29 protein-coding genes and 2 pseudogenes are annotated in these 26,973 nt (G+C 64.0%); 20 read left to right on the forward strand and 11 right to left on the reverse strand.

Going from position 1 to position 26,973, the window contains the following annotated elements; all coding sequences use genetic code 11:
- Nucleotides 1–182 precede the first annotated feature (182 nt).
- A complete protein-coding gene (locus BLS27_RS00600; protein ID WP_070574590.1) occupies nt 183–1,202 on the reverse strand; it encodes a branched-chain amino acid aminotransferase in 1,020 nt (339 codons plus the stop codon).
- 310 nt (nt 1,203–1,512) lie between these two features.
- On the opposite strand from BLS27_RS00600, the gene BLS27_RS00605 reads away from it, so the two are divergent.
- The 9 genes from BLS27_RS00605 (at nt 1,513) to BLS27_RS00645 (ending at nt 7,588) form a co-directional block, all read left to right on the forward strand.
- Nucleotides 1,513–2,346, forward strand: coding sequence for an urease accessory protein UreD (locus tag BLS27_RS00605; protein WP_090342294.1), 834 nt, complete (start codon nt 1,513–1,515; stop codon nt 2,344–2,346).
- 10 nt (nt 2,347–2,356) lie between these two features.
- Entirely contained in the window at nt 2,357–2,659 is a 303-nt protein-coding gene (locus tag BLS27_RS00610; RefSeq protein ID WP_043211330.1) for an urease subunit gamma, read from the forward strand.
- A gap of 10 nt (nt 2,660–2,669) precedes the next feature.
- The gene (locus tag BLS27_RS00615; RefSeq protein WP_043211329.1) at nt 2,670–2,987 is read left to right on the forward strand and encodes an urease subunit beta; all 318 of its coding nucleotides are present in this window, start codon (nt 2,670–2,672) and stop codon (nt 2,985–2,987) included.
- On the forward strand, nt 2,984–4,687 hold the full coding sequence (gene ureC, locus BLS27_RS00620) for an urease subunit alpha (RefSeq protein WP_043211328.1): 1,704 nt from the start codon (nt 2,984–2,986) through the stop codon (nt 4,685–4,687). Before BLS27_RS00615 ends, ureC begins: the two co-directional genes overlap by 4 nt.
- Nucleotides 4,688–4,696: 9 nt before the next feature.
- The gene (gene ureE, locus BLS27_RS00625; RefSeq protein ID WP_090342298.1) at nt 4,697–5,176 is read left to right on the forward strand and encodes an urease accessory protein UreE; all 480 of its coding nucleotides are present in this window, start codon (nt 4,697–4,699) and stop codon (nt 5,174–5,176) included.
- Nucleotides 5,177–5,195: 19 nt separating this feature from the next.
- Nucleotides 5,196–5,741, forward strand: coding sequence for a HupE/UreJ family protein (locus tag BLS27_RS00630; RefSeq protein WP_090342303.1), 546 nt, complete (start codon nt 5,196–5,198; stop codon nt 5,739–5,741).
- Nucleotides 5,741–6,415: an urease accessory protein UreF gene (locus BLS27_RS00635; RefSeq protein ID WP_070574603.1), complete on the forward strand. Its 675-nt coding sequence runs from the start codon at nt 5,741–5,743 to the stop codon at nt 6,413–6,415. Before BLS27_RS00630 ends, BLS27_RS00635 begins: the two co-directional genes overlap by 1 nt.
- 11 nt (nt 6,416–6,426) lie before the next feature.
- Nucleotides 6,427–7,053, forward strand: coding sequence for an urease accessory protein UreG (ureG, locus tag BLS27_RS00640; protein WP_043211322.1), 627 nt, complete (start codon nt 6,427–6,429; stop codon nt 7,051–7,053).
- Between the two features lie 310 nt (nt 7,054–7,363).
- Nucleotides 7,364–7,588 (forward strand): hypothetical protein, encoded by a 225-nt coding sequence (locus BLS27_RS00645; RefSeq protein WP_043211321.1) that lies wholly within the window; start codon nt 7,364–7,366, stop codon nt 7,586–7,588.
- Between the two features lie 67 nt (nt 7,589–7,655).
- Here BLS27_RS00645 and BLS27_RS00650 read toward each other — a convergent pair.
- Nucleotides 7,656–7,919, reverse strand: a pseudogene (locus BLS27_RS00650) (short chain dehydrogenase); the annotation flags it as partial.
- Between the two features lie 182 nt (nt 7,920–8,101).
- On the opposite strand from BLS27_RS00650, the gene sodC reads away from it, so the two are divergent.
- Entirely contained in the window at nt 8,102–8,617 is a 516-nt protein-coding gene (gene sodC / locus BLS27_RS00655) for a superoxide dismutase family protein (RefSeq protein WP_043211320.1), read from the forward strand.
- A gap of 234 nt (nt 8,618–8,851) precedes the next feature.
- Nucleotides 8,852–9,757, forward strand: coding sequence for a LysR family transcriptional regulator (locus BLS27_RS00660; protein WP_043211318.1), 906 nt, complete (start codon nt 8,852–8,854; stop codon nt 9,755–9,757).
- A 109-nt stretch (nt 9,758–9,866) separates the two neighbouring features.
- Here the strand turns inward: BLS27_RS00660 and BLS27_RS00665 are convergent, their stop codons facing one another.
- Nucleotides 9,867–10,283: a RidA family protein gene (locus BLS27_RS00665; protein ID WP_043211317.1), complete on the reverse strand. Its 417-nt coding sequence runs from the start codon at nt 10,281–10,283 to the stop codon at nt 9,867–9,869.
- Nucleotides 10,283–11,639 (reverse strand): annotated as a pseudogene (locus BLS27_RS00670) (flavin-containing monooxygenase). The gene BLS27_RS00665 and the pseudogene BLS27_RS00670 overlap by 1 nt, the downstream one beginning before the upstream one ends.
- A gap of 300 nt (nt 11,640–11,939) precedes the next feature.
- On the opposite strand from BLS27_RS00670, the gene BLS27_RS00675 reads away from it, so the two are divergent.
- Nucleotides 11,940–12,614 carry a DUF1028 domain-containing protein gene (locus BLS27_RS00675; protein ID WP_090342311.1) on the forward strand — a complete coding sequence of 225 codons (675 nt, stop codon included), beginning with the start codon at nt 11,940–11,942 and terminating at the stop codon, nt 12,612–12,614.
- A complete protein-coding gene (argE, locus tag BLS27_RS00680; RefSeq protein ID WP_043211312.1) occupies nt 12,607–13,770 on the forward strand; it encodes an acetylornithine deacetylase in 1,164 nt (387 codons plus the stop codon). Before BLS27_RS00675 ends, argE begins: the two co-directional genes overlap by 8 nt.
- A 48-nt stretch (nt 13,771–13,818) precedes the next feature.
- On the opposite strand, the gene BLS27_RS00685 is transcribed toward argE, so the two are convergent.
- The 3 genes from BLS27_RS00685 to BLS27_RS00695 form a co-directional block, all read right to left on the reverse strand.
- Nucleotides 13,819–15,087: a carbohydrate porin gene (locus BLS27_RS00685; RefSeq protein ID WP_043211311.1), complete on the reverse strand. Its 1,269-nt coding sequence runs from the start codon at nt 15,085–15,087 to the stop codon at nt 13,819–13,821.
- 135 nt (nt 15,088–15,222) lie between these two features.
- The gene (locus tag BLS27_RS00690; protein ID WP_090342314.1) at nt 15,223–17,640 is read right to left on the reverse strand and encodes a glucose/quinate/shikimate family membrane-bound PQQ-dependent dehydrogenase; all 2,418 of its coding nucleotides are present in this window, start codon (nt 17,638–17,640) and stop codon (nt 15,223–15,225) included.
- Between the two features lie 181 nt (nt 17,641–17,821).
- Nucleotides 17,822–18,436: a TetR/AcrR family transcriptional regulator gene (locus tag BLS27_RS00695; protein ID WP_090342317.1), complete on the reverse strand. Its 615-nt coding sequence runs from the start codon at nt 18,434–18,436 to the stop codon at nt 17,822–17,824.
- 103 nt (nt 18,437–18,539) lie between these two features.
- Between BLS27_RS00695 and BLS27_RS00700 the strand changes: the two genes are divergently transcribed.
- Nucleotides 18,540–19,910: an MATE family efflux transporter gene (locus BLS27_RS00700; protein WP_090342322.1), complete on the forward strand. Its 1,371-nt coding sequence runs from the start codon at nt 18,540–18,542 to the stop codon at nt 19,908–19,910.
- Here the strand turns inward: BLS27_RS00700 and BLS27_RS00705 are convergent.
- Both BLS27_RS00705 and BLS27_RS00710 read right to left on the reverse strand, forming a co-directional pair.
- Nucleotides 19,898–20,227 carry a cupin domain-containing protein gene (locus BLS27_RS00705; protein ID WP_043211307.1) on the reverse strand — a complete coding sequence of 110 codons (330 nt, stop codon included), beginning with the start codon at nt 20,225–20,227 and terminating at the stop codon, nt 19,898–19,900. The genes BLS27_RS00700 and BLS27_RS00705 overlap by 13 nt on opposite strands.
- A gap of 47 nt (nt 20,228–20,274) precedes the next feature.
- Complete coding sequence (locus BLS27_RS00710) at nt 20,275–20,886, reverse strand: LysE family translocator (RefSeq protein WP_043211305.1); 612 nt, start codon at nt 20,884–20,886, stop codon at nt 20,275–20,277.
- Between the two features lie 101 nt (nt 20,887–20,987).
- Between BLS27_RS00710 and BLS27_RS00715 the strand changes: the two genes are divergently transcribed.
- Entirely contained in the window at nt 20,988–21,965 is a 978-nt protein-coding gene (locus tag BLS27_RS00715) for a GlxA family transcriptional regulator (RefSeq protein WP_090342325.1), read from the forward strand.
- A 34-nt stretch (nt 21,966–21,999) separates the two neighbouring features.
- Here BLS27_RS00715 and BLS27_RS00720 read toward each other — a convergent pair whose 3' ends face one another.
- On the reverse strand, nt 22,000–22,860 hold the full coding sequence (locus BLS27_RS00720; RefSeq protein WP_043211300.1) for a CAP domain-containing protein: 861 nt from the start codon (nt 22,858–22,860) through the stop codon (nt 22,000–22,002).
- A 218-nt stretch (nt 22,861–23,078) separates the two neighbouring features.
- Here BLS27_RS00720 and BLS27_RS00725 point away from each other — a divergent pair, with 218 nt between their 5' ends.
- Entirely contained in the window at nt 23,079–23,483 is a 405-nt protein-coding gene (locus BLS27_RS00725) for a hypothetical protein (protein WP_043211298.1), read from the forward strand.
- A 3-nt stretch (nt 23,484–23,486) separates the two neighbouring features.
- Here BLS27_RS00725 and BLS27_RS00730 read toward each other — a convergent pair whose 3' ends face one another.
- Complete coding sequence (locus tag BLS27_RS00730) at nt 23,487–24,104, reverse strand: LysE family transporter (protein WP_043211296.1); 618 nt, start codon at nt 24,102–24,104, stop codon at nt 23,487–23,489.
- Between the two features lie 167 nt (nt 24,105–24,271).
- On the opposite strand from BLS27_RS00730, the gene BLS27_RS00735 reads away from it, so the two are divergent.
- The 4 genes from BLS27_RS00735 to BLS27_RS00750 all read left to right on the forward strand — a co-directional run bounded on the left by BLS27_RS00735 (nt 24,272) and on the right by BLS27_RS00750 (nt 26,946).
- A complete protein-coding gene (locus BLS27_RS00735; RefSeq protein ID WP_043211294.1) occupies nt 24,272–24,493 on the forward strand; it encodes an MbtH family protein in 222 nt (73 codons plus the stop codon).
- Nucleotides 24,494–24,503: 10 nt separating this feature from the next.
- Nucleotides 24,504–25,223 carry a thioesterase II family protein gene (locus tag BLS27_RS00740; RefSeq protein WP_090342332.1) on the forward strand — a complete coding sequence of 240 codons (720 nt, stop codon included), beginning with the start codon at nt 24,504–24,506 and terminating at the stop codon, nt 25,221–25,223.
- Nucleotides 25,224–25,306: 83 nt separating this feature from the next.
- A complete protein-coding gene (locus BLS27_RS00745) occupies nt 25,307–25,858 on the forward strand; it encodes a hydrolase (RefSeq protein ID WP_090342336.1) in 552 nt (183 codons plus the stop codon).
- Nucleotides 25,855–26,946 carry a DUF1615 domain-containing protein gene (locus tag BLS27_RS00750; protein ID WP_372240757.1) on the forward strand — a complete coding sequence of 364 codons (1,092 nt, stop codon included), beginning with the start codon at nt 25,855–25,857 and terminating at the stop codon, nt 26,944–26,946. Before BLS27_RS00745 ends, BLS27_RS00750 begins: the two co-directional genes overlap by 4 nt.
- Nucleotides 26,947–26,973 lie beyond the last annotated feature (27 nt).

Genomic DNA, 26,973 nt, shown 5'->3' on the forward strand with positions numbered 1-26,973 from the left:
TAGACATTGCGCGATTTAAGAAAAATTCATTTGCTGCATCAAGACCTGATCGGCCTGAGTCTGCGGGGCCGAGATCCCCTTTGACCTTGGTGAACGGGCGCACCGCCAAAGGCGGGTATGGAAAATGAAAACGGGGCATGCCATTGCTGGCATGCCCCGTTTTTCAAGGGGAGGACGGAGCCTCAGGCGACCTTGACGATCCAGCCGGCTGGCGCTTCGACGTCGCCGCTCTGGATGCCGGTCAGCTCGTTGTAGAGCTTCTGGGTGACCGGGCCGACTTTTTCCAGGTCGTGGAAGACGTGCAGCTTGCCGTTGTACTCGATCCCGCCGATCGGCGTGATGACTGCGGCGGTACCGCAGGCGCCGGCTTCGACGAAGCGATCGAGGTTGTTGATCTCGACATCGCCTTCGACCACTTTAAGGCCCAGGCGCGAGGCGGCCAGTTCCATCAGCGACAGACGGGTGATGCCCGGCAGGACGGAGGCCGATTTCGGGGTGACGAACTCGTTGTCCTTGGTGATGCCGAAGAAGTTGGCCGAACCGACTTCCTCGATCTTGCTGTGGGTCAGCGGGTCCAGGTAGATGGCATCGGCGAAGTTGTTCTTCTTCGCTTCGGCACCTGGCATCAGGCTGGCCGCATAGTTGCCACCGACCTTGGCGGCGCCGGTACCTTGCGGGGCGGCGCGGTCATAGCTGGAGATGGTGAAGTTGTGCGGTTTCATGCCGCCTTTGAAGTACGAGCCGACCGGGATGGCGAAGATCGAGAAGATGAACTCCGGCGCGGTGCGCACGCCGATGTTGTCGCCGGTGCCGATGACGAACGGACGCAGGTAAAGGGCGCCTTTGCCGTGCGGTGGTACGAAGCGCTCGTTGGCCTTGACCACTTGCTTGCAGGCCTCGATGAACACATCGGTCGGCACTTGCGGCATCAGCAGTCGGGCGCAGCTGCGCTGCATGCGGGCGGCGTTCTGGTCAGGGCGGAACAGATTGATCGAGCCGTCCTTGCAACGATAGGCCTTCAGGCCTTCGAAGCATTGCTGGCCATAGTGCAGGGCGGTGGAGCCTTCACTGATGTGCAGCACGTTGTCTTCGGTCAGGGTGCCTTTGTCCCACTCGCCGTTGCGCCATACGGACAGGTAGCGCTTGTCGGTCTTGATATAGTCGAAGCCCAGCTTGTCCCAGTTAATGCTCTCGTTACTCATGACACCCTCTTGTATTGCCTAGGGCCTGATCGCTCAGGCTGCTTTTATATGCGCACCTCGCCACGATAATACATCCGCCGCGGATCCGAAACGTCCAGTCATGAATTGCCCAGACGGGCGACCGGCTGGTCAGCCCTTGCGACGACGTGGTGCGCTGAATCTTTTCATCCAGCCTCAAGCGAAGAGTTGGCCCGTTACCTGCTATGTCCCTGCCAAAGAATTTGATCAAGTGGTCAGGCCTGCAGGGCATCCAGCGCTGCTTCTGACCCGCTTCACGGCCGCAAGGCCGCGTGTTTTCGGGGGCTTGTGGATGTCGTTGGCGCAGCGCAAGGAACAACTCGAGCAGCAACCTGGCTGGAGCGCCTGTCTCCAACTGCGCTTCATCCAGTGCGAAGGGGTGACCCGCCTTGGTGCGCGGCGGCACTTCGGTCCTCTTTTGGTGCAGCGTCCGTTCCATCCCGAAGGTGCACCCTGTCATGTCTATGTCCTGCATCCGCCAGGTGGCATCGTCGCCGGTGACCGGCTGGAATTGGAGGTTCATCTAGAACCTGGCAGCCACGCACTGCTGACCATGCCGGGGGCGAGCAAGTTCTACCGCAGCATCGGGCCTACGGCACGGCTCACGCAGCGGTTCCACCTGGCGGCGGGCAGCACGCTGGAATGGCTGCCCCAGGACAGCATCTTCTTCAGTGGCGCGCGAGCCAGGCTCGACAGCCGCTTCACGCTCGAGCCCGGTGCACGGTTGCTGGCCTGGGAAACCCTGTGCCTGGGGCGACCGGTCATGGGCGAGCGCTTCGAGCAGGGCGCACTCGATAGCAGCCTGTGCATCGAACTGGCAGATGACCCTGGGCTGCAGGAGCGGCTGCGCATCGAAGCCGGGGGGTTGGACAAGCTTGGCGGCTACCCGCTGGTCGCTACGTTTTGCGCAGCGCCCGCCAATCCAGCGCTGCTCGAGCGCGTGCGCCAGGCACTGGAGGGCTTGGGCAATCCTGCTGGCGCCACCTTGCTGGGGCCCTTGCTGGTGATCCGCCTGCTCAACCATGACAACCAACACCTGCAATCCACCCTGCAGCGCCTCTGGCACCTGCTGCGTCCGGCTGTCCTCGGCCTGGCGCCGTGCCCGCCGCGCATCTGGGCCACCTGAGAGAGAGGCCATGGAGCTGACCCCAAGAGAGAAAGACAAACTGCTGTTGTTCACCGCAGCGTTGCTGGCCGAGCGGCGCCTGGCCCGTGGCTTGAGGCTCAACTACCCGGAGGCGGTGGCGCTGATCAGCGCCGCTGTGCTCGAAGGCGCCCGTGATGGGCGCAGTGTCGCCGAGCTGATGAGCCTGGGCCGTGAAGTACTGGGGCGGGCGCAGGTAATGGAGGGCGTGGCCGAGATGCTCCACGACGTTCAGGTCGAGGCGACCTTTCCCGACGGCACCAAGCTGGTGACCGTGCATGACCCCATCGTCTGAGGAGCCGAGCATGATCCCCGGAGAAATCCAGGTCGCTGACGGCGACATCGAACTCAACAAGGGCCGCCCGACTGTCAGCGTCAGCGTGGCCAACCATGGCGACCGTCCGGTGCAGGTCGGATCGCACTACCACTTCTACGAGGTCAATGATTGCCTGGTCTTCGAGCGTGAGGTGGCCCGGGGCTATCGCCTGGATATCCCGGCCGGCACCGCCGTGCGTTTCGAGCCTGGGCAGGCCCGCACCGTTCAGTTGGTCGCCTACGCCGGCAAGCGGGAGGTGTACGGCTTCCAGGGCAGGGTCATGGGCGCACTGGAGGGCAGGGTATGAGTCGGATATCCCGGCAGGCCTATGCCGACATGTTCGGCCCGACGGTCGGCGACCGTGTGCGCCTGGCCGATACCGCCCTGTGGGTCGAGGTGGAAAAGGACTTCACCGTATACGGTGAAGAGGTCAAGTTCGGTGGTGGCAAGGTTATCCGCGATGGCATGGGCCAGGGCCAGATGCTCGCCGCCGAGGCGATGGACCTGGTGCTGACCAACGCCTTGATCATCGATCACTGGGGCATCGTCAAGGCCGATATCGGCGTGCGTCATGGGCGTATCGCCGCGATCGGCAAGGCGGGCAATCCGGATGTCCAGCCAGGGGTCACCGTCCCCGTCGGGCCGGGCACCGAAGTGATCGCTGCCGAGGGCAAGATCATCACTGCCGGTGGCATCGACTCGCACATCCACTTCATCTGCCCGCAACAGGTGGAAGAAGCCTTGATCAGTGGCGTCACCACGTTCATCGGGGGCGGCACCGGGCCGGCCACCGGCACCAATGCCACCACCTGCACGCCCGGCCCCTGGTACTTGGCGCGCATGCTCCAGGCCGCCGACAGCCTGCCGATCAACATCGGCTTGTTGGGCAAAGGCAATGCTTCGCGGCCCGAAGCCTTGCAGGAGCAGATCGCCGCCGGAGCGGTGGGCCTGAAACTGCACGAAGACTGGGGCTCCACGCCGGCTGCCATCGACTGCTGCCTGGGCGTGGCCGAGGCGCTGGACATCCAGGTGGCGATCCACACCGACACGCTCAATGAGTCCGGGTGTATCGAAGACACCCTGGCCGCCATCGGTGATCGCACCATCCACACCTTCCACACCGAAGGTGCCGGGGGCGGTCATGCGCCGGACATCATCCGCGCAGCCGGGCAGGCCAATGTATTGCCCTCTTCGACCAACCCGACGCTGCCCTATACCGTGAACACCGTCGACGAACACCTGGACATGCTCATGGTCTGCCATCACCTGGACCCGAGCATTGCCGAGGATGTGGCCTTCGCCGAGTCGCGCATACGCCGCGAGACCATTGCCGCCGAGGATATCCTCCATGACATGGGGGCTTTCGCGATGACCTCTTCGGACTCACAGGCCATGGGCCGGGTGGGCGAGGTGGTGCTGCGCACCTGGCAAGTGGCGCACCAGATGAAGCTGCGCCGCGGGCCGTTGTCGCCTGACAGCGATTACAGCGACAACTTCCGGGTCAAGCGCTACATCGCCAAGTACACCCTCAACCCGGCCCTGACCCATGGCATCGCCCATGAGGTGGGATCGGTGGAGGTGGGCAAGCTTGCTGACTTGGTGCTCTGGTCGCCGGCCTTCTTCGCCGTCAAGCCGGCCTTGGTGCTCAAGGGCGGAATGATCGTCACGGCGCCGATGGGCGATATCAATGGCTCGATTCCCACGCCGCAACCTGTGCATTATCGGCCGATGTTCGGCGCACTCGGCGCGGCCCGGCAGGCCACGCGCATGACCTTCCTGCCGCAATTGGCCATGGACAGGGGCCTGGCCGAGACACTTGGTCTGCGCAGTCTGATCGGTGTGGCCCGCGGCTGTCGGCGGGTACGCAAGGCCGACATGGTCCACAACAGCCTGCAGCCGCTTATCGAGGTAGATGCCCAGACTTATCAGGTGCGCGCCGACGGCGAGCTGCTGGTGTGCGAACCGGCCCGCGAACTCCCGTTGGCCCAGCGTTATTTTCTGTTCTGAGGAAAACCCATGATTGTCCTGACCCGTCGACTCAACGAAGCAGGCCCTGTGACCGGCACCGTTACCCTGGACGTGGATAGCCGCATCAAAAGCCGCCTGCGTATCACCCTGGACGACGGCCGTGAGGCAGGCCTGATGCTTGAGCGTGGTCACCTGCTGCGTGGCGGCGAGCTGCTCGGTGACGCCGAAGGTCACCATGTAGTGCAAGTGCTTGCCGCGCCCGAGCAGGTGTCCACGGTGCGTTGCACCGACCCGCTGCTGCTGGCCCGCGCGGCCTACCACCTGGGCAACCGCCATGTGCCGCTGCAGATCGAACCTGGCCTGCTGCGTTTCCAGCACGATCATGTCCTGGACGAGATGCTGCGCGGCCTGGGCTTGAGCGTGGTGACCGAGCAGGCGCCTTTCGAACCTGAAGCTGGGGCCTACCAGAGCGCGCCCCATCATCACGGCCACGACCATCAGTTCGTGCGCTTGCCTGCCCATTGCTGAGCCATCTTGGGAGTTTTCAATGAAAAAGACGTTAGCCGTTGTCCTGCTGCTGGTGGCCCTGCCGGCCTTCGCCCACCCTGGTCACGACAGTAGCCCCTTGCGCGACGGCCTGTTGCATCCACTGACCGGTCTCGATCATCTGTTGGTGTTGCTGGGCACCGGTGTGCTGGCGGCCCTGACGCGCCGAAGCCTGGGCCTGCCGCTGGCCACCTTGGCGGCGATGGTTGGTGGGGCGGTGTGCGGTCATCTGGTTGGTGACGTGCTGGGTATGGAAGCGATGATCGCCGTGTCGGTATGGGTGATCGCAGGCGCCTTGTTGCTGCCCAGTCGGCAAAGGCTGCTGGCAGTGATCATGCCGATGTTCGCCCTGTTCCATGGCTGGGCCCATGGCGTGGAGGCTACACCCAGCGCATTCTGGCTGTTCGGCTCAGGTTTCGTTCTCGTCAGCACGCTGCTGCTGGCAGTGGGATTTGCCGTCGGCTGCCTGTTGCGTCGTCACACGGGCCTGCAGAAGGCCGTCGGTGGGGGGATGCTGGCGGGGGCGGCCTTGGTGCTGGCCGGTTGATGGACGTCGACCTCGCGCTGCTGCGCCTACTGCAACTGGCCAGTCCAGGCCTGCCGGTAGGCGGTTTCACCTACTCCCAGGGGTTGGAGTGGGCCGTGGAGGCCGGTTGGGTGCGCGACACTGCAACCTTCGCTGCCTGGCAACGCGAGCAATTGAACGACACCCTCGGCTACCTCGACTGGCCAGTGTTGGCGCGGCTCTATCACGCCTGCCAGGCAAATGATGCCGGCGCCTTCGCGCATTGGAGCCGCTTCGTGCTGGCCAACCGTGAGACTGCCGAGTTGCGGCTGGAAGAACAGCAGCGTGGCAGTGCGCTGGCGCGGCTGCTCGATGGCTGGCAGCTGGGGCAGGCCCCGGACTGGCGGGCCAGTCTCGACCTGAGCCAACTGAGCGGCATGGCCTGGCTTGGCGTGCATTGGTCCATCCCGTTGCGTCAGTTGGCCTTGGGCCACGGCTTTGCCTGGCTCGAAAGCGCGGTGATGGCCGGGGTCAAGCTGGTGCCGTTCGGCCAGCAGGCGGCCCAGACGCTACTGCGCGACCTGGGGCAGGCGCTGCCTGCCGTGCTCGATCGCGCCCTGGCGCTGGACGATGACCAGCTCGGCGGCAGCCTGCCGCGGCTCGCCATTGCCTCTTCCTGTCATGAAATCCAATACACCCGTTTGTTCCGTTCTTGAGGAAGACCTTCATGCAAAGTCATCAAAACCCCCTGCGCGTCGGCGTCGGCGGACCGGTCGGCTCCGGCAAGACCGCATTGCTCGAAGCCCTGTGCAAGGCCATGCGTGACCACTACCAACTCGCGGTCGTGACCAACGACATCTACACCAAGGAGGATCAGCGCATCCTCACCGAGGCCGGTGCCTTGGAGCCTGAGCGTATTGTCGGGGTGGAGACCGGTGGTTGTCCGCATACGGCGATCCGCGAAGACGCCTCGATGAACCTGGCTGCCGTAGAGGCGCTGACGCGTAAGTTTGGCAATCTCGATGTGATCTTCGTCGAAAGCGGAGGCGACAACCTCAGTGCGACATTCAGTCCGGAACTCGCTGACCTGACGATTTATGTCATCGATGTCGCCGAAGGCGAGAAGATTCCCCGCAAAGGAGGGCCAGGCATCACCAAGTCGGATTTCCTGGTGATCAACAAGACCGATCTGGCGCCTCATGTCGGTGCTTCGCTGGAGGTAATGGAGCGCGATACCCGACGCATGCGTCCCGAGCGACCGTGGACTTTCAGCAATCTGAAGAAGGGTGAGGGGTTGCAGGCGGTGATCGATTTCATCGTAGAGCGTGGGATGTTGGGAGGTGGCGCTCCTTGAGTGCGGCCCAATGGTCGAACGAGGCTGGTGGCCAGATCAGCGTCGTCAGAGTGAGTTTGAAGGTGACTCGCCCCATCAGCGCAGTCGCTGGAATGCGAAGAGAGCTGAACGATGTCTTGAGGGCAGGCGTAGGACGGCGCTCGAACGCGACATCGATTCAGCGTAATGACCGAGTAGATTTCCTGGTGCTAGAGAAGGCGTTGCCAGACGACAGTGGGCGTAGGTGAAGGACGAGATCCCTCACCGGTCGGCAGGCAGATCATGACGGTTCGCCTGCTTCATCGACGTCAGAAACACACGAGAAAACGATATGAAAAAACGTGCCGTAATCGCTCTGTTGTTCACCGCGGGCCTGACCCCGTTCGCCCACAGCACCGAGTCCGCCCCTGGGGCCGCTACGCCGTCTCCAATTGTCCAGACCGGCGCCATCGCCGGCGATGCCCTGCTCAGCTATTGGGATTTCGGGCCAGAGTGCCCGGAGGGCACGGGCTGGACCGAAGTCGGGCACTGCCAGCCTTACTGGGACTTCGATTGACCCGGAGGTCTCGAGCGGTTCAGAGGCCTTTGCGTGCGTCGCTCGGATGACCCTGCAATGAGCCTTCGAGCTTGAGCGTCGCGCCATCGACCAGAGTCAACACCAGATCCTCGATGGTGCCGGCCAGTCGATCCGCAAAGATCGGCTGGCCATCCGGGTCAAGGTCGTCATAGTAGAACCGAGTACCCTCCAGCCAGCCGACGGCGGTGTTGAGGTCGGTGTCGAGATAGTACTTTCCATCGAGGAAGAAACCCGTGAATTGCCAGGTACGCTCCTCGTTATCGACGGTGTAGCGTTCGCCTGGTTGCATGCCGGTTGCGGGATCGAGCATGGTGCAGCCCTCCTTGAGTGGATGTCGGGTAGAAAACGCAACCCTCGTAGAGGTTCCTTACACAAGACAGAAGTACGTCTGACTGCGATCGAATGGAATCGCTGGCAGCGTACGCAGTCCACCTGTCAGGTGGCGTGTTCTGCAGGTAAGACGTCCGTTGTTCCAAACCAAGGAGAAATCACATGAAAGCACTGGTAATGACCGCCTTGCTGGTCACCGCCGGCCTTGCTCAGGCCGACCAGAAGGTGGAATTGCAGCTTGCCGGCCCGGACGGCCCAGGCAAGTCGATCGGGACGGTCACCCTCGAGCAGACCCCGTACGGGGCATTGCTCACCCCGGATCTTGCCGACCTGCCTCCGGGTGTGCACGGCTTCCACTTGCACCAGCGCCCTTCATGCGACGCGGCCGAGGAGAACGGCAAGTCCGTGCCGGCCGGCGCCGCCGGGGGCCACTGGGATCCGGCGGCGACCAACGCTCACAAAGGCCCGTACGACGCAGGCGGCCATCGCGGCGACTTGCCAGCGTTGTATGTCGGTGCCGACGGCAAGGCTACGACTCCAGTTTTGGCACCTCGACTCAAGGTGGACGATTTCAAGGAGCATGCCCTGATGGTGCATGCCGGTGGTGACAACCACAGCGACCATCCTGAGAAACTGGGCGGTGGCGGCGCCCGGGTAGCGTGCGGGGTGGTGCAGTAAGCGCATCCCAGGTATACGCGTCGTAACCGCCCTGAACAGCCAGGGCTTTTCGGAGGGGCCGCTCTGCGGCCCTTTTGCGCGTCACACGTTTAACCTCACGGCTGCGCTCGTGCCATGAAAAATATCTTCAACCCATAGGCAAATCCTTGCTCACCCACGCGCCTGTGGGCCCAGCGCTAAGGTAAGGTGGCAGGAAAAATCCGCTACGCCGCATGCGGCGTCAGAGAGGTACCTGTGGCTTCCTATACCTTGCGTCAACTCAAGTATTTCGTCACCACCGTGGAGGCCGGCAGCGTCGCCGAGGCATCGCGCCAGCTGTACATCGCGCAGCCGTCGATCTCCACGGCCATCAAAAGCCTGGAAGAGAGCTTCGGCGTCCAGTTGTTCATCCGCCACCATGCCCAGGGCGTTTCGCTGACCCCCAGCGGCAAGCGCTTCTATGCCAAGACCAAGGCGCTGCTGCAGATGACCCACGAGTTCGAGCAGAACGCCTTGGCCGACAACGACACCGTGGCCGGGCAGATCGATATCGGCTGCTTCGAGACGGTGGCGCCGCTGTATCTGCCCAGGTTGATCGCAGGCTTTCGTGAGCGTTATCCGGGCGTGGACATCCGCCTGCGCGATGGCGAGCAGCAGGACCTGATCCAGGGCCTGACCGCCGGCACATTCGATCTGGCTTTTCTCTACGACCATGACCTGGACGGCACCATCGAAGCCGAGCCATTGATGCCGCCGCAAAAGCCCTACGTGCTGCTTCCTGAAAAGCACCGCTTCGCAGGTCAGGCTCAGGTGTCGCTGCGTGACTTGTGCCCGGAGCCGATGATCCTGCTCGATGTCGCGCCGAGCCGCACCTATTTCGTCAGCCTGTTCAACGAGATGGGCCTGACGCCGAACATTGTCTTCAGTTCGCCATCGATCGAGATGGTGCGGGGGATGGTTGGGCAGGGTTTCGGGTTTTCGTTGCTGGTGACCCGGCCACATTCCGAATACACCTACGATGGACAGCGGCTGGTGACGCTGGACATCGCCGAGCCGGTGGCCCTGTCGGGGCTGGCGGCGGCGCGGTTGAAGCGGGTCCAACTGACCAAACCTGCGCAGTTGTTCGTCGAGTTCTGCCGGGAGGAACTGGCCAAGCTTTGAGCTTCCATGAGCCCTGAACGGGCAAGCCCGCTCCCCAAGGCCTTGTCGCCTGAGGGGAGCGGGCTTGCCCGCAAGGGGGCTGCAAAGCAACCCCGCAAACGCCAGGGTGTTACGCCTGGTCCGGCACCACGGCGATCACATCGATCTCCATAAGCCATTCAGCCTGGGCCAGGCCCGCCACCACCAGTCCGGTGGAGATCGGGAACACGCCTTTGAGCCATTTGCCGACTTCCTGATACACCGGCTCACGGAAGCGGGGGTCGGTGATGTAGGTGGTGGTCTTGACGATGTGCGACATGTCCGAACCGGCTTCTTCAAGCAGCTGCTTGACGTTCTTCATCGCTTGCTCGGCTTGGGCACGAGGATCGCCCAGGCCTACCAGACGACCTTCGAAGTCGGTACCGACCTGGCCGCGCACATAGATCGTGTTGCCGGCACGCACTGCCTGGCAGAGGTCGTTGTCCAGCGACTGATTGGGGTAGGTCGCCTTGGTGTTGAACATGCGGATACGGGTATGGGTAGGCATCAGTGCGCTCCGAGGGTGCTGACTTTCTGGATCGAGGTTGGGGACTGCTCGGCATCCGCTTCACGCTGTTCGCGATCGCGGTAGGCCTGGTATGTGCGTTGGGTGGCGATGTGGCCGGCCACATGCTTGGCGTCGTGCCAGACGCCCCAGATGAATGATGAGCCGCGGCGCGACAGCCAGGGCAGGCCGAGGAAGTACACACCCGGCTCGCGGGACACGCCGCGCTGGTGCAGCGGCTTGCCGTTGGCATCGAAGGTGTCGACCTGCAGCCAGCTGAAATCCACGCCGTAGCCGGTGGCCCAGATGATGGTGTTGACGCCGGCCTTGGCCAGGTCGAGCTCGCGCAGCGGGTGGCTGACGCATTCAGGATCGGGCAGACGCTTGCGGGCTTCTGGCTCCTGCGGCAGGTCCAAGCCGTTACGCTCGATGTAGGCATCGGCGGCATCCAGCAGGGCCAGGTAGTTCTCATCGCCACGGCGGATGTTGTCGGCAAGGTCGTCCTGGAAGCGCACCACGCCGTTCTCGAACGACTGGGTCAGGCCGACCAACGTCATGCCTTGGTGGGCGAGGGCGCGGAAGTCCACGGTATGGCCACCGCGGGCACCACTGACGGCGATGGTCACGTGTTCGCGGCCCGGTTTGGCGATCTCGGCGTCCCATTCGCCCAGCACACCCAGCCACCAGCAGAAGTCGCGGTTGCGGTAGGACCGTGGCGGACGGTCATGGGCCCCGACCGAGAGGTACACCTGGCGCCCGGCGCGCATCAGCTCTTCGGCGATCTGCACGCCGGAGGAGCCAGCGCCCACCACCAGCACAGCGCCTTCGGGCAGTTGCTCGGGGTTGTAGTAGGCGGCCGAGTGGATTTGGTGCAGGCGCTCGTCCTTCGGGGCGATGGCCGGAATCACCGGGCGTTGGAAAGGGCCGGTCGCGGCCACTACGCGGTTGGCACGGATCACGCCTTCGTTGGTTTCGATGGTGAAGCCTGGGCAGTCGGCGTTGCGTACCACCTTCTTCACTTCAATGCCGGTCCGTACGGGCAGGTTGTACTTGCGCACGTAGGTCTCGAAGTAGTCGGCGACCTGGTCCTTGCCGGCGAAGGCATCCGGGTCGAGGTCGAATTCCAGGCCCGGGAAGCGGTCGTGCCAGACCGGGCCGTTGGCCACCAACGAATCCCAGCGCCCGGTGCGCCAGGCCTCGGCGATGCGCTTGCGCTCCAGCACCAGGTGCGGCACGCCGAGTTTGCTCAGGTGTTCGCTCATGGCCACGCCAGCCTGGCCGGCGCCGACCACGAGAGTGTCGATTTCGATGTTGTTCAATGTCATGTCTGAGCCCTTCTTGGAAGGCGGTTTTATTCAGGTCGGTGGGGTACCGCCTTTGCCTGAGGCCAGACTAGGGATGTGCTTTGCAACGCGAAAATATTATTTAGCTAATGATTGCCTATAAATTACCGAAGGCCTTGATCGGCGCGGCGTTGAGCTATGTTTCCTGTTTATTTGAGTGCCGTTTTTATTGATGTTTTATGGCCTTAGTTTTTTCCTTTTCTGGTCCTAGGAAAAAGTTGGTTTCGTGGGTCAATGGCTTCTGCCCAGAATGCTCCCATTCGCGCGAAAAGTTGTTTTCGCTGTGCATTGGACAGACCCTCAGGAGCCACAGACCATGACCTTTTCCATCATCGGCCGTTGCCAGGAAACCGGCCAGCTCGGTATCGCCATCAGCTCATCGAGCATCGCAGTAGGCGCACGTTGTCCTTGGGTACGTGCAGGTGTCGGCGCGGTGGCCACGCAGAACATCACCTTGCCCGCGTTGGGCCCGCAAATACTCGATGCCCTGGAGCAAGGGCAACTGCCGGCGGCCGCGCTGGACCGGGTGCTCACGGCCAATGGCTGGAGCGAATACCGGCAGGTGACGGTGATCGACAGCCAGGGGCAGGTGGCATTGTTCACTGGCAAGGAAGCACTCGGCGTGCACAACGCAGTGGCCGGCGAGCAGTGCGCGGCAGCAGGCAATCTGTTGTCCTCGATCCAGGTGATCGAGGCCATGGTCGCGGCCTTCGAGCAAACGGCCGGGCACCTGGCCGATCGTCTGTTGGCTGCGATGCACGCGGCCATGGCCGCTGGCGGCGAAGCGGGGCCGGTGCATTCGGCAGCGATGAAGATTGCCGGTGAGCTGACCTGGCCGCTGGTAGACCTGCGGGTGGACTGGGCGGACGAGGACCCTATCGGCGCGCTGGACAAACTGTGGCAAAACTACCGCCCGCAGATGCAGGACTACGTGACCCGTGCGTTGAACCCAACCGCCGCGCCAAGCTATGGAGTGCCAGGCGATGAGTGAGTCGAGCAGTCGCGAACTGCTGGCCCGGCTGGTGGGATTTGCCACCGTCAGCCGCGAATCCAACCTGGAGCTGATCGGTTTCATTCGTGATTACCTGGCCGGGCTGGGTGTGGACTGCGAGCTGTTCCACAACGAAGAGGGCACCAAGGCCAACTTGTTCGCCACCATAGGCCCTAAGGACCAGGGTGGCGTGGTGTTGTCCGGGCACACCGATGTGGTGCCGGTCGATGGCCAGGCCTGGACCGTCGAGCCTTTCGCGTTGACCGAACGTGACGGGCGTCTGTACGGGCGCGGTACGGCGGACATGAAAGGCTTCATCGCTTCGGTGCTGGCGGCGGTGCCGGCGTTTCTCGCGCAGCCGTTGAAATGGCCGGTGCATCTGGCGTTTTCCTACGATGAGGAGGTCGGCTGCCTAGGCGTGCGCTCCATGCTGGCAGCCCTCGAGCAACGTCCCCACAAACCGCGCCTGTGCCTGATCGGCGAGCCTACCGAGCTCAAGCCAGTGCTGGGCCACAAAGGCAAGTTGGCCATGCGTTGCCAGGTGCACGGCGCCGCGTGCCATTCGGCGTACGCGCCCTATGGGGTCAATGCGATCGAATACGCCGCGCGCCTGATCGGCAAGCTCGGCGAGATCGGCGATGGCCTGGCGCGTCCCGAGCACCATGACGAACGCTTCGACCCGCCGTTTTCCACGGTGCAGACCGGCATGATCAAAGGGGGGCGGGCGCTGAACATCGTCCCGGCCGAGTGCGAGTTCGACTTCGAGGTGCGCGCCTTGCCGGGCTTCGAGGCCCAGGCCGTGGCCGACCAGTTGCAGACCTACGCCGAGGCCGAACTGCTGCCGCGCATGCGTGCGGTCAGCGCAGACAGTGACATTCGCCTGAAGCCGCTCAGTGCCTACCCTGGCCTGGCGACCCCGGCCGACAGCGAGGCGGCGCAACTGGTCGCGCTGCTCAGCGGCTCCGAGGAGTTTGGCACCGTGGCCTTTGGTACCGAGGGTGGGCTGTTCGATCAGGCGGGCATTGCGACGGTGGTCTGCGGGCCTGGCAGCATGGATCAGGGGCACAAGCCCGATGAGTTCATCAGTGTCGAGCAGTTGAAGGCCTGCGATGCCATGTTGCTTCGCCTGGTGCAGCACCTGAGCGCGGGTCGATGAGCCTTGGGGCGCGTGCGCCCCTTTCGCCGCGCCCCGAGGTGCAATCGATCAGAAGCTCGCCTTGACCTGCAGTCCCACCACCAACGCGTTGTCGATGCGTTGCCCGGAGAATGCGCCCGGCTCGATGATGTACTGCACATCCGGCCGCAGGTTCAGCCAGGGTGTGGCCTGGTAGCCGTAGCTCAGCTCGATCAGCTGTTCGGCGCTGTCCAGGTTGGGGAAGTCCTGGCCATCGGCCTGGGCGGCGTCCTCGAGTACATCGCGGCTACGGGGGTTGGGCACGGCGCGACCGTAGCCCAGCGCCAGGGTATCGCGCGGGCGCCCTTCGAACGGCTTGTACAGCACGACGCCTGCGCCATACCACTTGGTAAACGGCGAGGCCGCTTTGCTTGAGGCCGAATACTGGCCGAAGGCGTGCAAGCTTCGGCCCGGCAGGGCAGGGTCGTTCCACACCGCCTGGTCGATCAGCAGGTAATGGCCGCTGCGCCCGGACACTTGGTCATTGCGGCCGATGCGTTTGGCATCGGAGCTGTCGTAGTAGTAGCCGAGCTTGTACTCGCCAGGCAGTTGGCCTTGCAGCTTGTACACCAGCTCGACCGGGACCACGGTGCCGGTCGTGTGCTTGGGCCCCAGGTGCCAGGCGCGGCTGGCGTTGCCGTTGCTTTCGGGGTCGACGTTGAACGCTGCCACACGCACCTGCCAGGCTGGCGACAAGTCGTATTTGACCCTCACGCCCAGATGCGCGTTGGGGTAGTTGGTCCAACCACTGCCGCCGGACATGTTCAGCGGGTGGCCGCAGAAGCCGGCGTTCATGAAGTTGCACAGGATGCCGCTGTCGAGCCCGCCCAGGTCGTTGCCCATGGCCATGTAACCGAGCTTGACGTTGAGTGCCGGGGTGAACAGGGTGCGCTCGTAGCTGAGCTCGGTCAGGCGGGTGTAGAGGCCGCCGTAGTTTTCCTGGATCGGCAGGCGGTTGCCCACCAGGTCCTCGGAGGCGCTGTTGCCGCGGCGGTCGTTGACCGTCAGCTGGACCTTGCCAGCATTGTCCAGGCCGTACAGCTTCGAGAGGTCGAACTGTACGCCGAGCTTGAGGTTCTGCGAGTAGCGTGCCGAACGGTGCAGGCCACCGTGGGCGTTGTAGGCCGTTTCGCCGCTGTAGTCGCCGGTGAACCTGATGCCATCTTCCTCGAGCTGGTGGCGCAAGCCGCCCCAGTCACCGGTCAGGGTGTTGCGGGTCATCAGGTCGCCGTCGGCCATGGCGGTGGTGCTGGCCAGGGCCAGCGCAAGAGCGGGGGTGATGCGAATAACGCGGGGCATTACGGAGTCTCGGGTTGTCTGTGAGGGCCCGTTCGCCGGTCCCACAAAGGCTGCTCGGAGTCTTTGTGAGAACCGGCGAAGGGAGCGACGCGGTCTCGGTGGGGTAGGGTTTATCCGCGAAGAAGGCGGCGCGGTTTACGGCAGGGCATAGGCCATCACGTAGTCGCCACGGTCAGGGGATTGCCGCGCACCGCCGGCAGTGACCACTACATACTGCTTGCCGGTCTTGGGCGAGACGTAGGTCATCGGGCCGCCCTGGCTGCCGACGGGCAGGCGAGCCTTCCAGATCTCGTTGCCATTGCCGCTGTCGTAGGCGCGCAGATAGAAGTCCTGAGTACCGGCGATGAACACCAGGCCGCCTTGGGTGGACAGCGTACCGCCGAGGGTCGGCAGGCCGATCTTGATCGGCAGGTGCATGCGGATACCGAGTGGGCCGGTGTCCTCGACAGTGCCGACCGGCACTTGCCAGGCGATCTGCTGGGTCTTCATGTCGATGGCGGTCAGGGTGCCGAAAGGCGGTGCCTGGCACGGAATACCGGCCACGGACAGGAAGCGGTTCTTGTTCACAGCATAAGGCGTGCCCTTGAGGGGAACGGCGCCCATGCCCGTGTTCAGCGCCTCGCCACCGGAGGTGGCCTGGCCTTTGTTCTGCGACGGGATCATCTGAATCCACAGACCCAGACGCATGTCGTTGACGAAGATAAAGCCATGTACTGGGTCGGTGGAGATGCTGCCCCAGTTCATGCCACCGAGCGAACCTGGGAAGCTCAGCGACAGATCGGTGCCTGGCGCGGTGTACAGGCCGTCATAGCGCATCTTCTTGAAATCGATGCGGCACAGCAGTTGGTCATACGGGGTGGCGCCCCACATGTCCGATTCGGTCAGGGTCTGTGCACCGATCTGCGGCATGCCCACCGATTTGGGTTGGGTCGGGGAGTACGGCTCGTTAGGGATATTGCTCGGCTTGACCGGCACTTCGTCGACCTGGGTCAGCGGCGTGCCGGTCGCACGGTCGAGCACGTAGATCTGCCCGGCCTTGGTGCCGATCACCACCGCCGGGACGGTCTTGCCATCGTCCCGCGTGAAATCGATCAGGCTCGGCTGCATGGGCAGGTCGAAGTCCCACAGGTCGTTGTGCACGGTCTGGAACACCCACTTCTGGTTGCCGGTGGTGGCGTCCAAAGCCAGTACCGACGCGCCATAGGTGTGGTCCAGCTCGCTGCGCTCGACGCCGTAGAGGTCGGTGGAGGCGCTGCCCATCGGCAGGAAGACCGTGTTCATCGCCGGGTCATAAGACATCGGCGCCCAGCTGTTGGGGGTGCTGCGCACGTAGGTGCTGTCGCCTTGCGGGGCGTTGCGGTCCTCTGGATTGCCCGGGTCGAAGGCCCAGCGCATTTGCCCGGTGATCACGTCGAAGCCACGGATCACGCCGCCTGGCATGTCGGTCTGGACGTTGTCGGCCACCCGGCCGCCAACCACCACGGTGGTGCCGGCCATCAGAGGAGCGGAGGACAGCTGGTAGTAGGAATCCGGGACATCGCCCAGGCCGGCCTTGAGGTCGACCTGGCCGTTGTTGCCAAAGCCTTCGCAGAACGCGCCGGTGTCGGCATCGACGGCGATCAAGCGGCCGTCGATGGTGTTAGTCAGCAGGCGGCGCTGGCAGTTGGCGCCGGCGGGCAGTTTGACGGCGGCGATCGGCGAGCTGTCGGGCTGGGTCGGCTGGGCGATCTGGGCGGTGGCGTCGAAGTAGGCCAGGCCGCGGCAACGCTGCCAGACCTTGGATTGGGCGTTGATCGCGTTCTTCCAGAGCTCCTTGCCGGTGTCAGCGTCCAGCGCGATGAGATTGTTGTGCGGGGTGCAGATGAATACCTTGTCGCCCACCTGCAGCGGGGTCAGCTGGTCTTCGGCACCGTTGCCGTCGCTCAGCGCCACATCGCCGGTGTGATAGGTCCAGGCGACCTTGAGTTCGTTCACGTTGTCACGATTGATCTGGTCCAGCGCGGCGAAGCGGCTGCCGCCTTCGGTATTGCCGTAGTGCGCCCAGTCTTTCTGTGCCTGGCCGGGTTCGACCGGGGTCATGCCAGGGCCTTTGCCGGTAGGGGCGACGCTTGGATGAGCGACGAACATGTTGCCAACGCCAATCGCCAAGGCGACGGCCAGCACGCCGGCCACGGCGTAGGCACCACGGCCGGTGCTGCCACCGCTGGCGCGCACCAGCATCGGATAGACCAGCGTCACGACCAGGCCGATAGCCGAGAACATGAACAACCGCGAGAACAGCGGCCAGAACGCCAAGCCTGCATCGAGCACGGCCCAGACCGCCGTACCGACCAGGAAAGCGGCGAACAGCCAGGCACCGGCGGGCTTGCGGCGGGCGATGAGCCCGCCGGCCATGGCCATGGCCAGGCCGCCGAGCAGGAAGTACCAAGAACCGCCAAGGATGGCTAGCTTGACGCCGCCGACGGCCAGAAGCAGGCCGAGCAGGGCGATGATCACGCCGAGCCCGACCAGGATGAAGGTTGAGGCGCCAGAGGCGCGAGGTGTTTGTGTCATTGCCAGGGATCTCGCAGGTGGGACTGCGCGCAGTTTAGGCCCTTAGCAAGCTAATTAACAAGTTAGTACATTATTTTTCAGGTCAGATTGTCGCAGGGCCGGAACTCTCCAATAACGCTTAAAAGCTTAGATCATGAACGAAAAATCGCTGAAACAGCGTCTACCCAAGCGCCTCGGGTGATCAGCGTGAAACCGTTGATTCGGCGCGGCGAAGCCCTTCCATGAGGCATCTGAGGGCTGTCTTGACACGTTCTGCCGCCTTTTGTGGGTCGTCCTGGGCAATCACCCACATACCGCTGTCGCCCATGGCGCCGTTGATCAGATGCGCCATGGCCACCGGGTCGAAGTCACGCAGCACCCCAGCGTGCTGCAGCTCCATCAATCCGGCGGCCATGGGGCCGATGTAGCTTTCTTCCTCGAGTTCGCGCAGGCGGGGGCCGAGTACGGCGGGAGCATCCTGCAGCAGGATGCGGCGCAGGGCGGGATCATGGAGCAGGTCGTAGTAGTGCAGACAGGTGTCCAGGTAGCCCTCCCAAGGATCGGTATGGGTGGCGAAACGCTCATCGAGCGCTTGGTTGATCTCGTCGAGCAGGTGCGTCACCACGGCGGTGAACAGCCCGGCCTTGCCGCCGAAATGGTGATGCAAGGCGCCCCGGGTCAGGTCAGCCTCGGCGCACAGTTCGTCCATGACCACGGCGGTGAAGCCTTTTTCCGCGAATTGACGGCGGGCAACAGCGATCAAACGCTCGGTGGTTTCGGCGCTCATGGCGGCTCGGGTTCGGCGAGGGGCGGGCATCGGCAGCTCCTGGGAGATAACAGTGGACGCAAATTAGCATACGTTGCGTATGTCAATAAGGGGTATTAGCATACGCGGCGTATGCTAATTGGAGGTTTGTCCTATGTCCGCGTCCCTGCAGCACCCTCAACGTACATGGCTTGCCGAATTGCCGGGCTTGCTGCGCCTGGCTTTGCCGCTGGTGCTGGGACTCTCGGCCAGTGAGCTGATCAGCTTGACCGACACCCTGATGCTGGCCTCGCTGGGGACGCTGGTACTGGCCTGTGTTTCGCTCACGGCCAGCGCCGGGTTGATCTTTCACGCTGGGCTCTACGGCATGCTCGCCACCCTCAGTGTGCGGGTGGGCCATGCCTTCGGTGCCGGCGATGCCGAGGGATTGGCACGCACACTGCGTGCGGGGCTGGGTTACGGCCTGTTGGTCGGCACCCTCGGCTGCCTGGCGATGCTGGGCAGCCTGCCGGTGCTGCAATGGGCCGGCGTGCCGTTGCCGGACGTAAAGGTACTGGCGCCGTACTGGCAGGCGATGGCGGTGTTCTTGATTCCGTTCTGCCTGGCCGTGGTGTTCAAGGACGTGCTGGAGGCCGTCGGTCGCCCGTGGGCCGCGGTGTTGGTGGTGATGAGTGCGGTCGTGTTCAACGTGCCCTTGAGCTACGGCCTGATCCACGGACATTTCGGCTTGCCGGCCCTGGGCTTGTTGGGCGCCGGTATCGCCAGCGTGCTGGCCGAATCCCTGGCTGTGCTGCTGGCATTTGCCTATTGGCGTCTGGCGCCTTCGCTATCGGTCTACCGGCGAGCCTCCCTGGGCCCCCGGTTGGCCTGGCGCACGCTGATGGGAGAGGGCTGGCCGCTGGGGCTGGGCTACCTGGCCGAGGCTGGCGCCGTGGTGATCGCGGCCTGGATGCTCGGCTGGCTGGGCACGGCGGCGCTGGCCGCCAATCAGGTGGTGCAGTCGATCGGCTCGTTGCTGTACATGCTGCCGTTGGGCATGGCCGCGGCGGTGAGCATCCGCATCAGCCAGGCCCAGGGCCAAGGCCAGCGTGCGCGTATCAAGGCCATTGGCAGCGCCACCTTCATCAGTGTCAGCGCCTGGATGGTGGCCAGTACCCTGCTGCTGATGGTGTTTGGCCGGGCGATCGCCGAGGCCATGAGTGACGACCCGCAGGTGATCGCCATCGCGGTGCCGATGTTCGTGGTGGTCGCGACCATGCAGATCGCCGATGGTTTGCAGTCCACAGCTTTGGGAGCCCTGCGCGGATTGCAGGACTACCGCTGGCCGGTGGGCGTGACCTTGGTCAGCTATTGGCTGTTGGCATTGCCGCTCAGCTACGCCCTGGCGTTCCATTCGCCGTTGGGGCCGGTCGGGGTCTGGGTCGGTTTTGCCTGCGGCCTGGCGGTGGCGGCGTTGCTGCTGCCTTGGCGCTTCTACCAGTTGCAGGGTGGCCCGACAGAGGGGGTTCAGCCTCAGTTGCCGTAGAACACTGCCAGCCAGACCGTCGCCACACCGGCCTCGGTCCACTCCACCCGGTGCCGGCAATGGGGCGGGATATCCAGATGATCGCCGGGGCGCAGCACCCGCTCGTGGGGCTCATGCTCAAGCCTGAGCCCGGCGCTGCCGGTGAGCAGCAGTACCCATTCACCTTCGGCCTGGTCGTACCAGAAGCCAGGCGGGCTGGCCTGGCCACTGGAGACGATGCGCTCGATGCGCAGACCCGGCCGGCGCAGAAGCTCGTCGAACTGCTCGCTCGCCTGGGGGGCGAGCGGAGGAAGGGCCGTGAACAGGTTTTCGGGCATTGGGGCCTCGCGTGCTAAGCCAGTGAGGCCCCTGAGTGTAGATCGGCTCAGCGCCCCAGTGGCAGCGCCACGCCGATCAGTGCGAACAGCGTCCCGCAGCAGCGATTGAAACCACGCCCCCCCTTGGCCAGCCAAGGGCGCACGCGAAAGGCCAGGCGCGCCAGCAGGTATTCGACCACGAACTCCACGCTGGCAAAGGTCGCCGCCATGATCACGAACTGCATCGCCAGCCCGCGTTGAGGGTCGATGAACTGCGGCAAAAAGGCGCCATAGAACAACAACACCTTGGGGTTGGCCATGGCCGACAGAAAGCCCTGGCGGAACAGCCCACGGTTGCCCAGACGCGTGGTGCCCTCAGCAAGCTCCAGGCGCATCGCCGGGCTACGCCAGAGCTGAATGCCCAGCCACAAGAGATAGGCCCCACCGACCCATTTGAGCACCTGCAGCAGCGAGGCTGAGGTATGCAGCAGGGCACTGAGGCCGAACATCGCCAAGGCAATCAGCGCGCTGAATCCGAACACGCCTCCCACGATGGTGTACAGGGTGCGACGGGCGCCATAGAGCGCGCCGTGGGTCAGGGCCAGCAGGCTGTTCGGACCAGGGGTCAAGGACAAGCCAATGCTGGCCAGCAGATAGATGAGCCAAATATCCAGCGCCATGGAGAAAGCCTTTGGGGGTGAAGAGCGCCAGTCTAGGGTAAGCGTCAAGATTGCTAAGGTAATATCTGGACTTTCTGCGGTTATCTTTGGACGTGCCCTGCATGACCCCTGACATTCGTCTGTTGATCCTTCCCCTGCCGGAATTCGCCTTGCTACCGTTCGGGGCTTTCCTCGACAAACTGCGCTTTAGTGCGGACGACGAAGACTACAGTCGCCAGCGCTATTGCAGTTGGACTTTGCTCGGGCTGACTGCCGATCCTGTGCCCTCGAGCAGCGGCGCGGTGGTTCAGGTGCAGGCCACGGCGCAATCGGTGGACTTCAAAGGCCATGACTACCTGGTGCTGTTCGGCGGGCGCAACGCCGCGGCGACGGCGGCGCTGGCTCCGCGTTACCGGGCTTTGCTCAAGCGCGCTGTCCGGGCGGGGCTGAAGCTGGTAGGCGTCGACAATGCGGTGTTTCTGCTGGCGGCCTGTGGTTTGCTCGATGGCCACAAAGTGGTGGTGCACTGGCGCCACGAGACGGAGTTTCGCGCCTCGTTCCCGTCCGTGCAGGTGCTGCGCGAGCAGCTGTATTGCTTCGATGGCGCACGGATCTCCTGTGCTGGGGGCACGGCGGCCATCGACCTGGCGGTGGAACTGTTGTCGCGTGCCTGTGGCCGGGCGCGGGCACTCAAGGGCTTGGCCGACATGCTCGTGGACGAGACCCGCGACAGTCGCCATGCCTTGCGCTCCCTGGAGCAGGAGCCAGGGCAGGGGCGTGCGGTGCAGCGTGCTATCGCGTTGATGCGTCATCACCTGGGCTCGAACCTGACCCTTGAACAGCTGGCGGCAGAACTGGGCATCAGCCGGCGCCAGCTGGACCGCCAGTTCCAGGCCAGTCACGGCATGACGGCCAAGGCCTGGTGGCTCGAGATGCGCCTGCAGCAGGCGCGCTGGCGGTTGCTCAACTCAAGTCACGGCTTGGCGCAGATCGCCGATGAGGTGGGGTTGGGGGATGTCAGTTACCTGGGCAAGTGCGTACGCCGCAGGTTTGGCTGTACGGCGTTGACGCTGCGCGCCTCGGGAAGGCCAGGGGAGTGAGTCTCCCCCGGCGTTGCGAACACCTCCACGGCAATCATTGCGGCGACCCGAACAACCCGGTCCAGTAGATACCCGCATCGCTCTTAGGGTCCACCGCATAGGCGGCGCCCAGCTCGGTGAAGTCGGGGTTCATCAGGGTGGCGCAATGGCCGGGGCTGGCCAGCCAGCCATCGACCACCTTGTTTGCCGTGTCACGACCGGCGGCGATGTTCTCGCCGATCTGCCGGTACAGGTAGCCGGCCAGCTCCGCCCGGTCGCCAGGGGTACGGCCGTCGCGGTCGATATGGTCGAAGAAGTTCTGGTTGGCCATGGCCCGGGTGTGGTTGGCGGCGACACCGGCCAAGGTGTTGTTCCAGTTCAGGGCAGGGGCAGCGGCGAAGGGTTGACCGCCGCATTGGCGCGGCGCTTTGCGTGCGGCGTTGATCGCCTGCAGCAGTTTCTGGCCTTCGGCCTGCCAGTCACCCAGGCGCCCGCTGAGCAGGGGGCGGGCCAAGACTATGCGCCAGTCACGGCCTTCCTGGCTGACACCGATGTCGACGAATTGTGGGTCAAGGACAACCTGGCAGAAGCTTTCCTCGATGGCATTCATCGCCGCCCGGGCATCGCGTGGGCCGGACAGGCTGATCGCCTGGACGTTGACCATGGGATAGGCGGCGCGGCTCATGGCCTGTTGCAGGTCCCGGGTGCCTTCCGGCGAAAGCGCAAGGCGGGTGTCGCTGTTGAGCGGCGGCAGCTCCAGGGAGGCCTCGCCGCCGCAGCGCTGGGCTTGGCTGCGATAGGCATTGATCGACTCGATCAGTTGACCTTCTTCACCGGTAAAGGCCAAGGCACCGGTGGAGGCGACAAGGCCCAGTGTCAGGGCGGCAAAGCGGGCAACGGATGACAGGACGCGCATGAAAATCTCCCTATGACTGGCAGCGCCTAGCTGCCCATCCTACACAAGCACACGGCGTTTGGCCCCGCTTTGTGCATGGTGAAAAAACGGCCGGCAATCGATTGCGTACGGCAAAAGAGGGGGTAGACCCCTGGCTGCTCGAAAAGTGCGGTGTCGGTGTAATCAGCCGATCGCAACGCACTCATGAAGTTGGACAGGGAAAGATCTATGCTTGCTCCATGACCATCACCGAGCTTCCCCTTCGCCAACCCTGCCCACCGGGCCTCTGCGATTGCGGGCGCGAGCGGCTGCACGAAAGCCCACCCCAGGCCCAGCGGATCCTGCTGTTGACCCGCCAGGAAGAAAAGCGCCTGCTAGAGCGCCTGGAGCACCTCAGGGACCTGGACGATCTGGAGCGTCTACAGGTGCGCCTGTACGAGCAGCTGGGGATTCGCCTGCGCATCGCCCCTGGCTACAACGAAGTCCGCACCATGCGCGGTATCAGTATCGAACTGGAGGAACAGCCCGGGCTGTGCCGCAAGACCCGCCAGGCCATTCCGGCCGCCATCCGCCGAGGCCTCGAGCGCAACCCGCAGGTGGCCTTCCGTCTGCTCGATGCCCACGACCTGCTGCGCGACGCCTGATTTTCAGCGCATCGCCGCCAGCTTGATCCCGAACCCCACCAGGCAGGCGCCTGCCAGGCGCTCCAGCAGATTGGACACCCGTGGGTTGGCGCGCATGCGCTCGGCCAGGTGATGGGTCAACAGCACCGCGATCAGGCCATACAGGAAGGTCAGCGCGGCGACGGTCACCGCCATGAAGGCAAAAGTCACCACGCCCTGGTGGCGCACCGGGTCGACAAACAACGGGAAGAACGCCATGTAGAACATGATCGCCTTGGGGTTGAGCAGCGTGATCATCATCGTCTGGCGCAGATAGTGCCCGCTGGCCATGCGGCTCTCGCGCGGGGCGCCCCCCGGCTTGCTCAGCACCATGCGCAGGCCGAGCCAAGCCAGGTAGGCCGCCCCCGCCCACTGCACCACATGGAAGGCCGCAGGGTAGGCTGCCAGCAGCGTGGCGACACCGGCCACCGCCAACCACATCAAGACCTGATCACCCAGGATCACGCCCAAGGTCGCGGCCAGCCCACCTTTGATGCCACCCTTGCCGGTGGCGGTGATCAGCGCGAAGTTGCCAGGCCCGGGGATGGCCAGGAGGATGAGGAACGCAACAACGAAAGCACCGTAGTCGGTCACGCCTAGCATGGGGGGATCTCCGAAATAGGCATCGCCAAGGGGGATCTGGATTTATGCCACCCTACACGCTGCTTGCAAAGCACGGACAGCGACTAATTTTCGCCGTCGACCTTTCGTTTGTTGGATAGCCGCCCTGCGCACCGCGCAGCGGCCCTCATCATTCAAGGAGACAGGCAATGACGTCCGTATTCGACCGCGACGATATCGTGTTCCAGGTAGTGGTCAACCACGAAGAGCAATACTCCATCTGGCCTGACTACAAGGCGATCCCCAACGGCTGGCGTGCCGTGGGCAAGAGCGGCCTGAAAAAAGACTGCCTGGCCTACATCGATGAAGTCTGGACCGACATGCGGCCGCTGAGCCTGCGTCAGAAGATGGCCCAGGCCCAGGTTCAATGAGGCGTTGCCTGTGGATGCAGTGAATCTGCTGTGCCTGCCGTACTCCGGCGCCAGCGCCATGGTCTATCGCCGTTGGCGTCGCAAGGTGCCGGCCTGGCTGCAGGTGTGCCCGGTGGAACTGCCCGGTCGCGGCATGCGCCTGGGCGAGCCCTTGCAGACCGACATGCAGGCCCTGGCCCGGCAACTGGCTGCCGAACACCGCGCATCGGCCCGTGCCCCTTATGCCTTGTTGGGCCACAGCCTGGGTGCGCTGTTGGCCTTCGAGCTTGCCCACGCGCTGCAGGCCCAGGGTTGCCCGCCGCCGCTCGCGTTGTTTGCCTGCGGTACCGCGGCGCCGAGCCGCCGTGAGGACTATGACGGCGTGCAATGGCGTGAACCTCGGCGCGACGACGAATTGATCGAAGAGTTGCGCAAGCTGCAGGGCACGCCCGAAGAGGTGCTGGCCAACCAGGAACTGATGAGCCTCACCTTGCCGATCTTGCGTGCGGATTTTCTGCTGTGCGGGCGCTATGTCTACCGTCAGCGTCCGCCCCTGGACTGCCCGCTGCATGTGTTGGGCGGCGAAGACGACCGGGCGAGCCAGGAGCAATTGCAGGCCTGGGGACAAGAGACGCAGGGTGCGTTCACCCTTGATATCTTCCCCGGTGGGCACTTCTTCATTCATCAGCACGAAGACCAGGTACTGGGCCTCTTGGCCGATGCCTTGGCGCCGCTTCGACACTGTGCCTGATTGACGTCGCCCTTTGCCTCGGCCAGCCTAGTGGGCTTTGCAGCCCACCCTGGGCTGCCCATTTTCACAGGCTAGGGCAGACAATGCTGATCGATCCTCGCAAGGCCACGCTGCTGGTCGTCGATATCCAGGAAAAACTCATCAACGCCATGAGCGACCCCGAAGGCACCCGCGCCCGGGCGCGCTGGCTGTTGGCGGCGACCGCCGAGCTGGAGCTGCCGACGGTGATTTCCGAACAGTACCCCAAAGGCCTTGGCCCGACCTTGGCCGAACTCAAGGCCGCATCGCCGGCGGCGCAGATCGTGGAAAAGCAGCATTTTTCTTGCGTGGCCGCCGAGTGCTTGCCGGCCAGCCTGATGGCGCGTGAGCAGGTGATCGTCTGTGGCATGGAAACCCATGTCTGCGTGTTGCAGACCGTGCTGGGCCTTTTGGGCCTGGGCAAGCAGGTGTTCGTGGTCGAGGATGCCTGCGACAGCCGCATCCCCGCCAGCAAGGCGGCGGGCCTGGCTCGCATGCGCGATGCCGGCGCCCAGGTGGTGACCCGCGAGATGGTGTTGTTCGAGTTGATGGGCAGCGCCGATCATCCGCTGTTCCGCCACCTCAGCAAGACCTACCTGGTGGGCGAACAGCCTTGACTGCCAGGACGAGCGGCAGGCTGGCCGCACTGGGCTTGGTGGTCCTGGGGGTATTGCAGGGGTGTACGACCTCGCCTGAAGTTTCCGAGGCCGATCCGGCCCAGGTGCAGGCTCAGGTCAAGCGCCTGCTGCCGGCATCGATCAAGGACAGGGACGGCTGGGCCCGGGATATCCAGACCGCTTTTGCTGCCCAACGCATCAATCCAAGCAAGAGCAACCTGTGCGCGGTGCTGGCGGTGACCGAGCAGGAGTCGACGTTCAATGCCGATCCTCAGGTGCCGAACCTGGGCCGCATCGCCCGCGAAGAGATCGATCGGCGCGCCGCGCGGCTGCACATTCCCAAATTGCTGGTCGATGGGGCATTGAAAACCCCGTCGGGCAATGGCAAGACCTACCAGCAACGCTTGATGGCCGTGCGCAGCGAAAAGCAGTTGAGCGGCCTGTTCGATGACTTCATCGCCGGCCTGCCGCTGGGGCGTACGCTGCTGGGCGGTCTGAACCCGGTCCGTACCGGTGGGCCGATGCAGGTCAGCATCGAATTCGCCGAGCGCCATGCCAAGGATTATCCCTACAGCTATGAGGGCACGATTCGCCAGGAGGTCTTCACCCGCCGTGGCGGTCTGTACTTCGGTATTGCCCACCTGCTGGGGTATCCCAGCCACTATCAACGCCAGTTGTATCGCTTCGCAGATTTCAACGCGGGCTGGTACGCCAGCCGCAACGCGGCGTTCCAGGCGGCGCTCAGCCGGGCGAGTGGTGTGACGCTGGCGCTCGATGGCGACCTGATTGCGCCAGGCTCGATCATGCCGGGCAGCACTGAACAGGCGGCGCGTAAGTTGGGCGTCAAGCTGGGGCTGCGCAACCCGCAGATCCGCAGCCAGCTGGAGAAAGGTGACAGCCTGGCGTTCGAGGACACCGATCTGTACCAAGGCGTGTTCGCCCTGGCGGACGCCAAGGCGGGCAAACCGTTGCCGCGTGCGGTGCTGCCGGGAATCGAACTCAAGAGCCCGAAGATCACTCGCAAGCTGACCACCGCATGGTTCGCAGGAAGGGTCGATGAGCGTTACCAGCGCTGCATGAAGCGTTGAGCCTGACGCCTTGGGGCCGCTGCGCGG

The organism is Pseudomonas guariconensis (assembly GCF_900102675.1).
In the GTDB taxonomy this organism is placed as follows: domain Bacteria; phylum Pseudomonadota; class Gammaproteobacteria; order Pseudomonadales; family Pseudomonadaceae; genus Aquipseudomonas; species Aquipseudomonas guariconensis.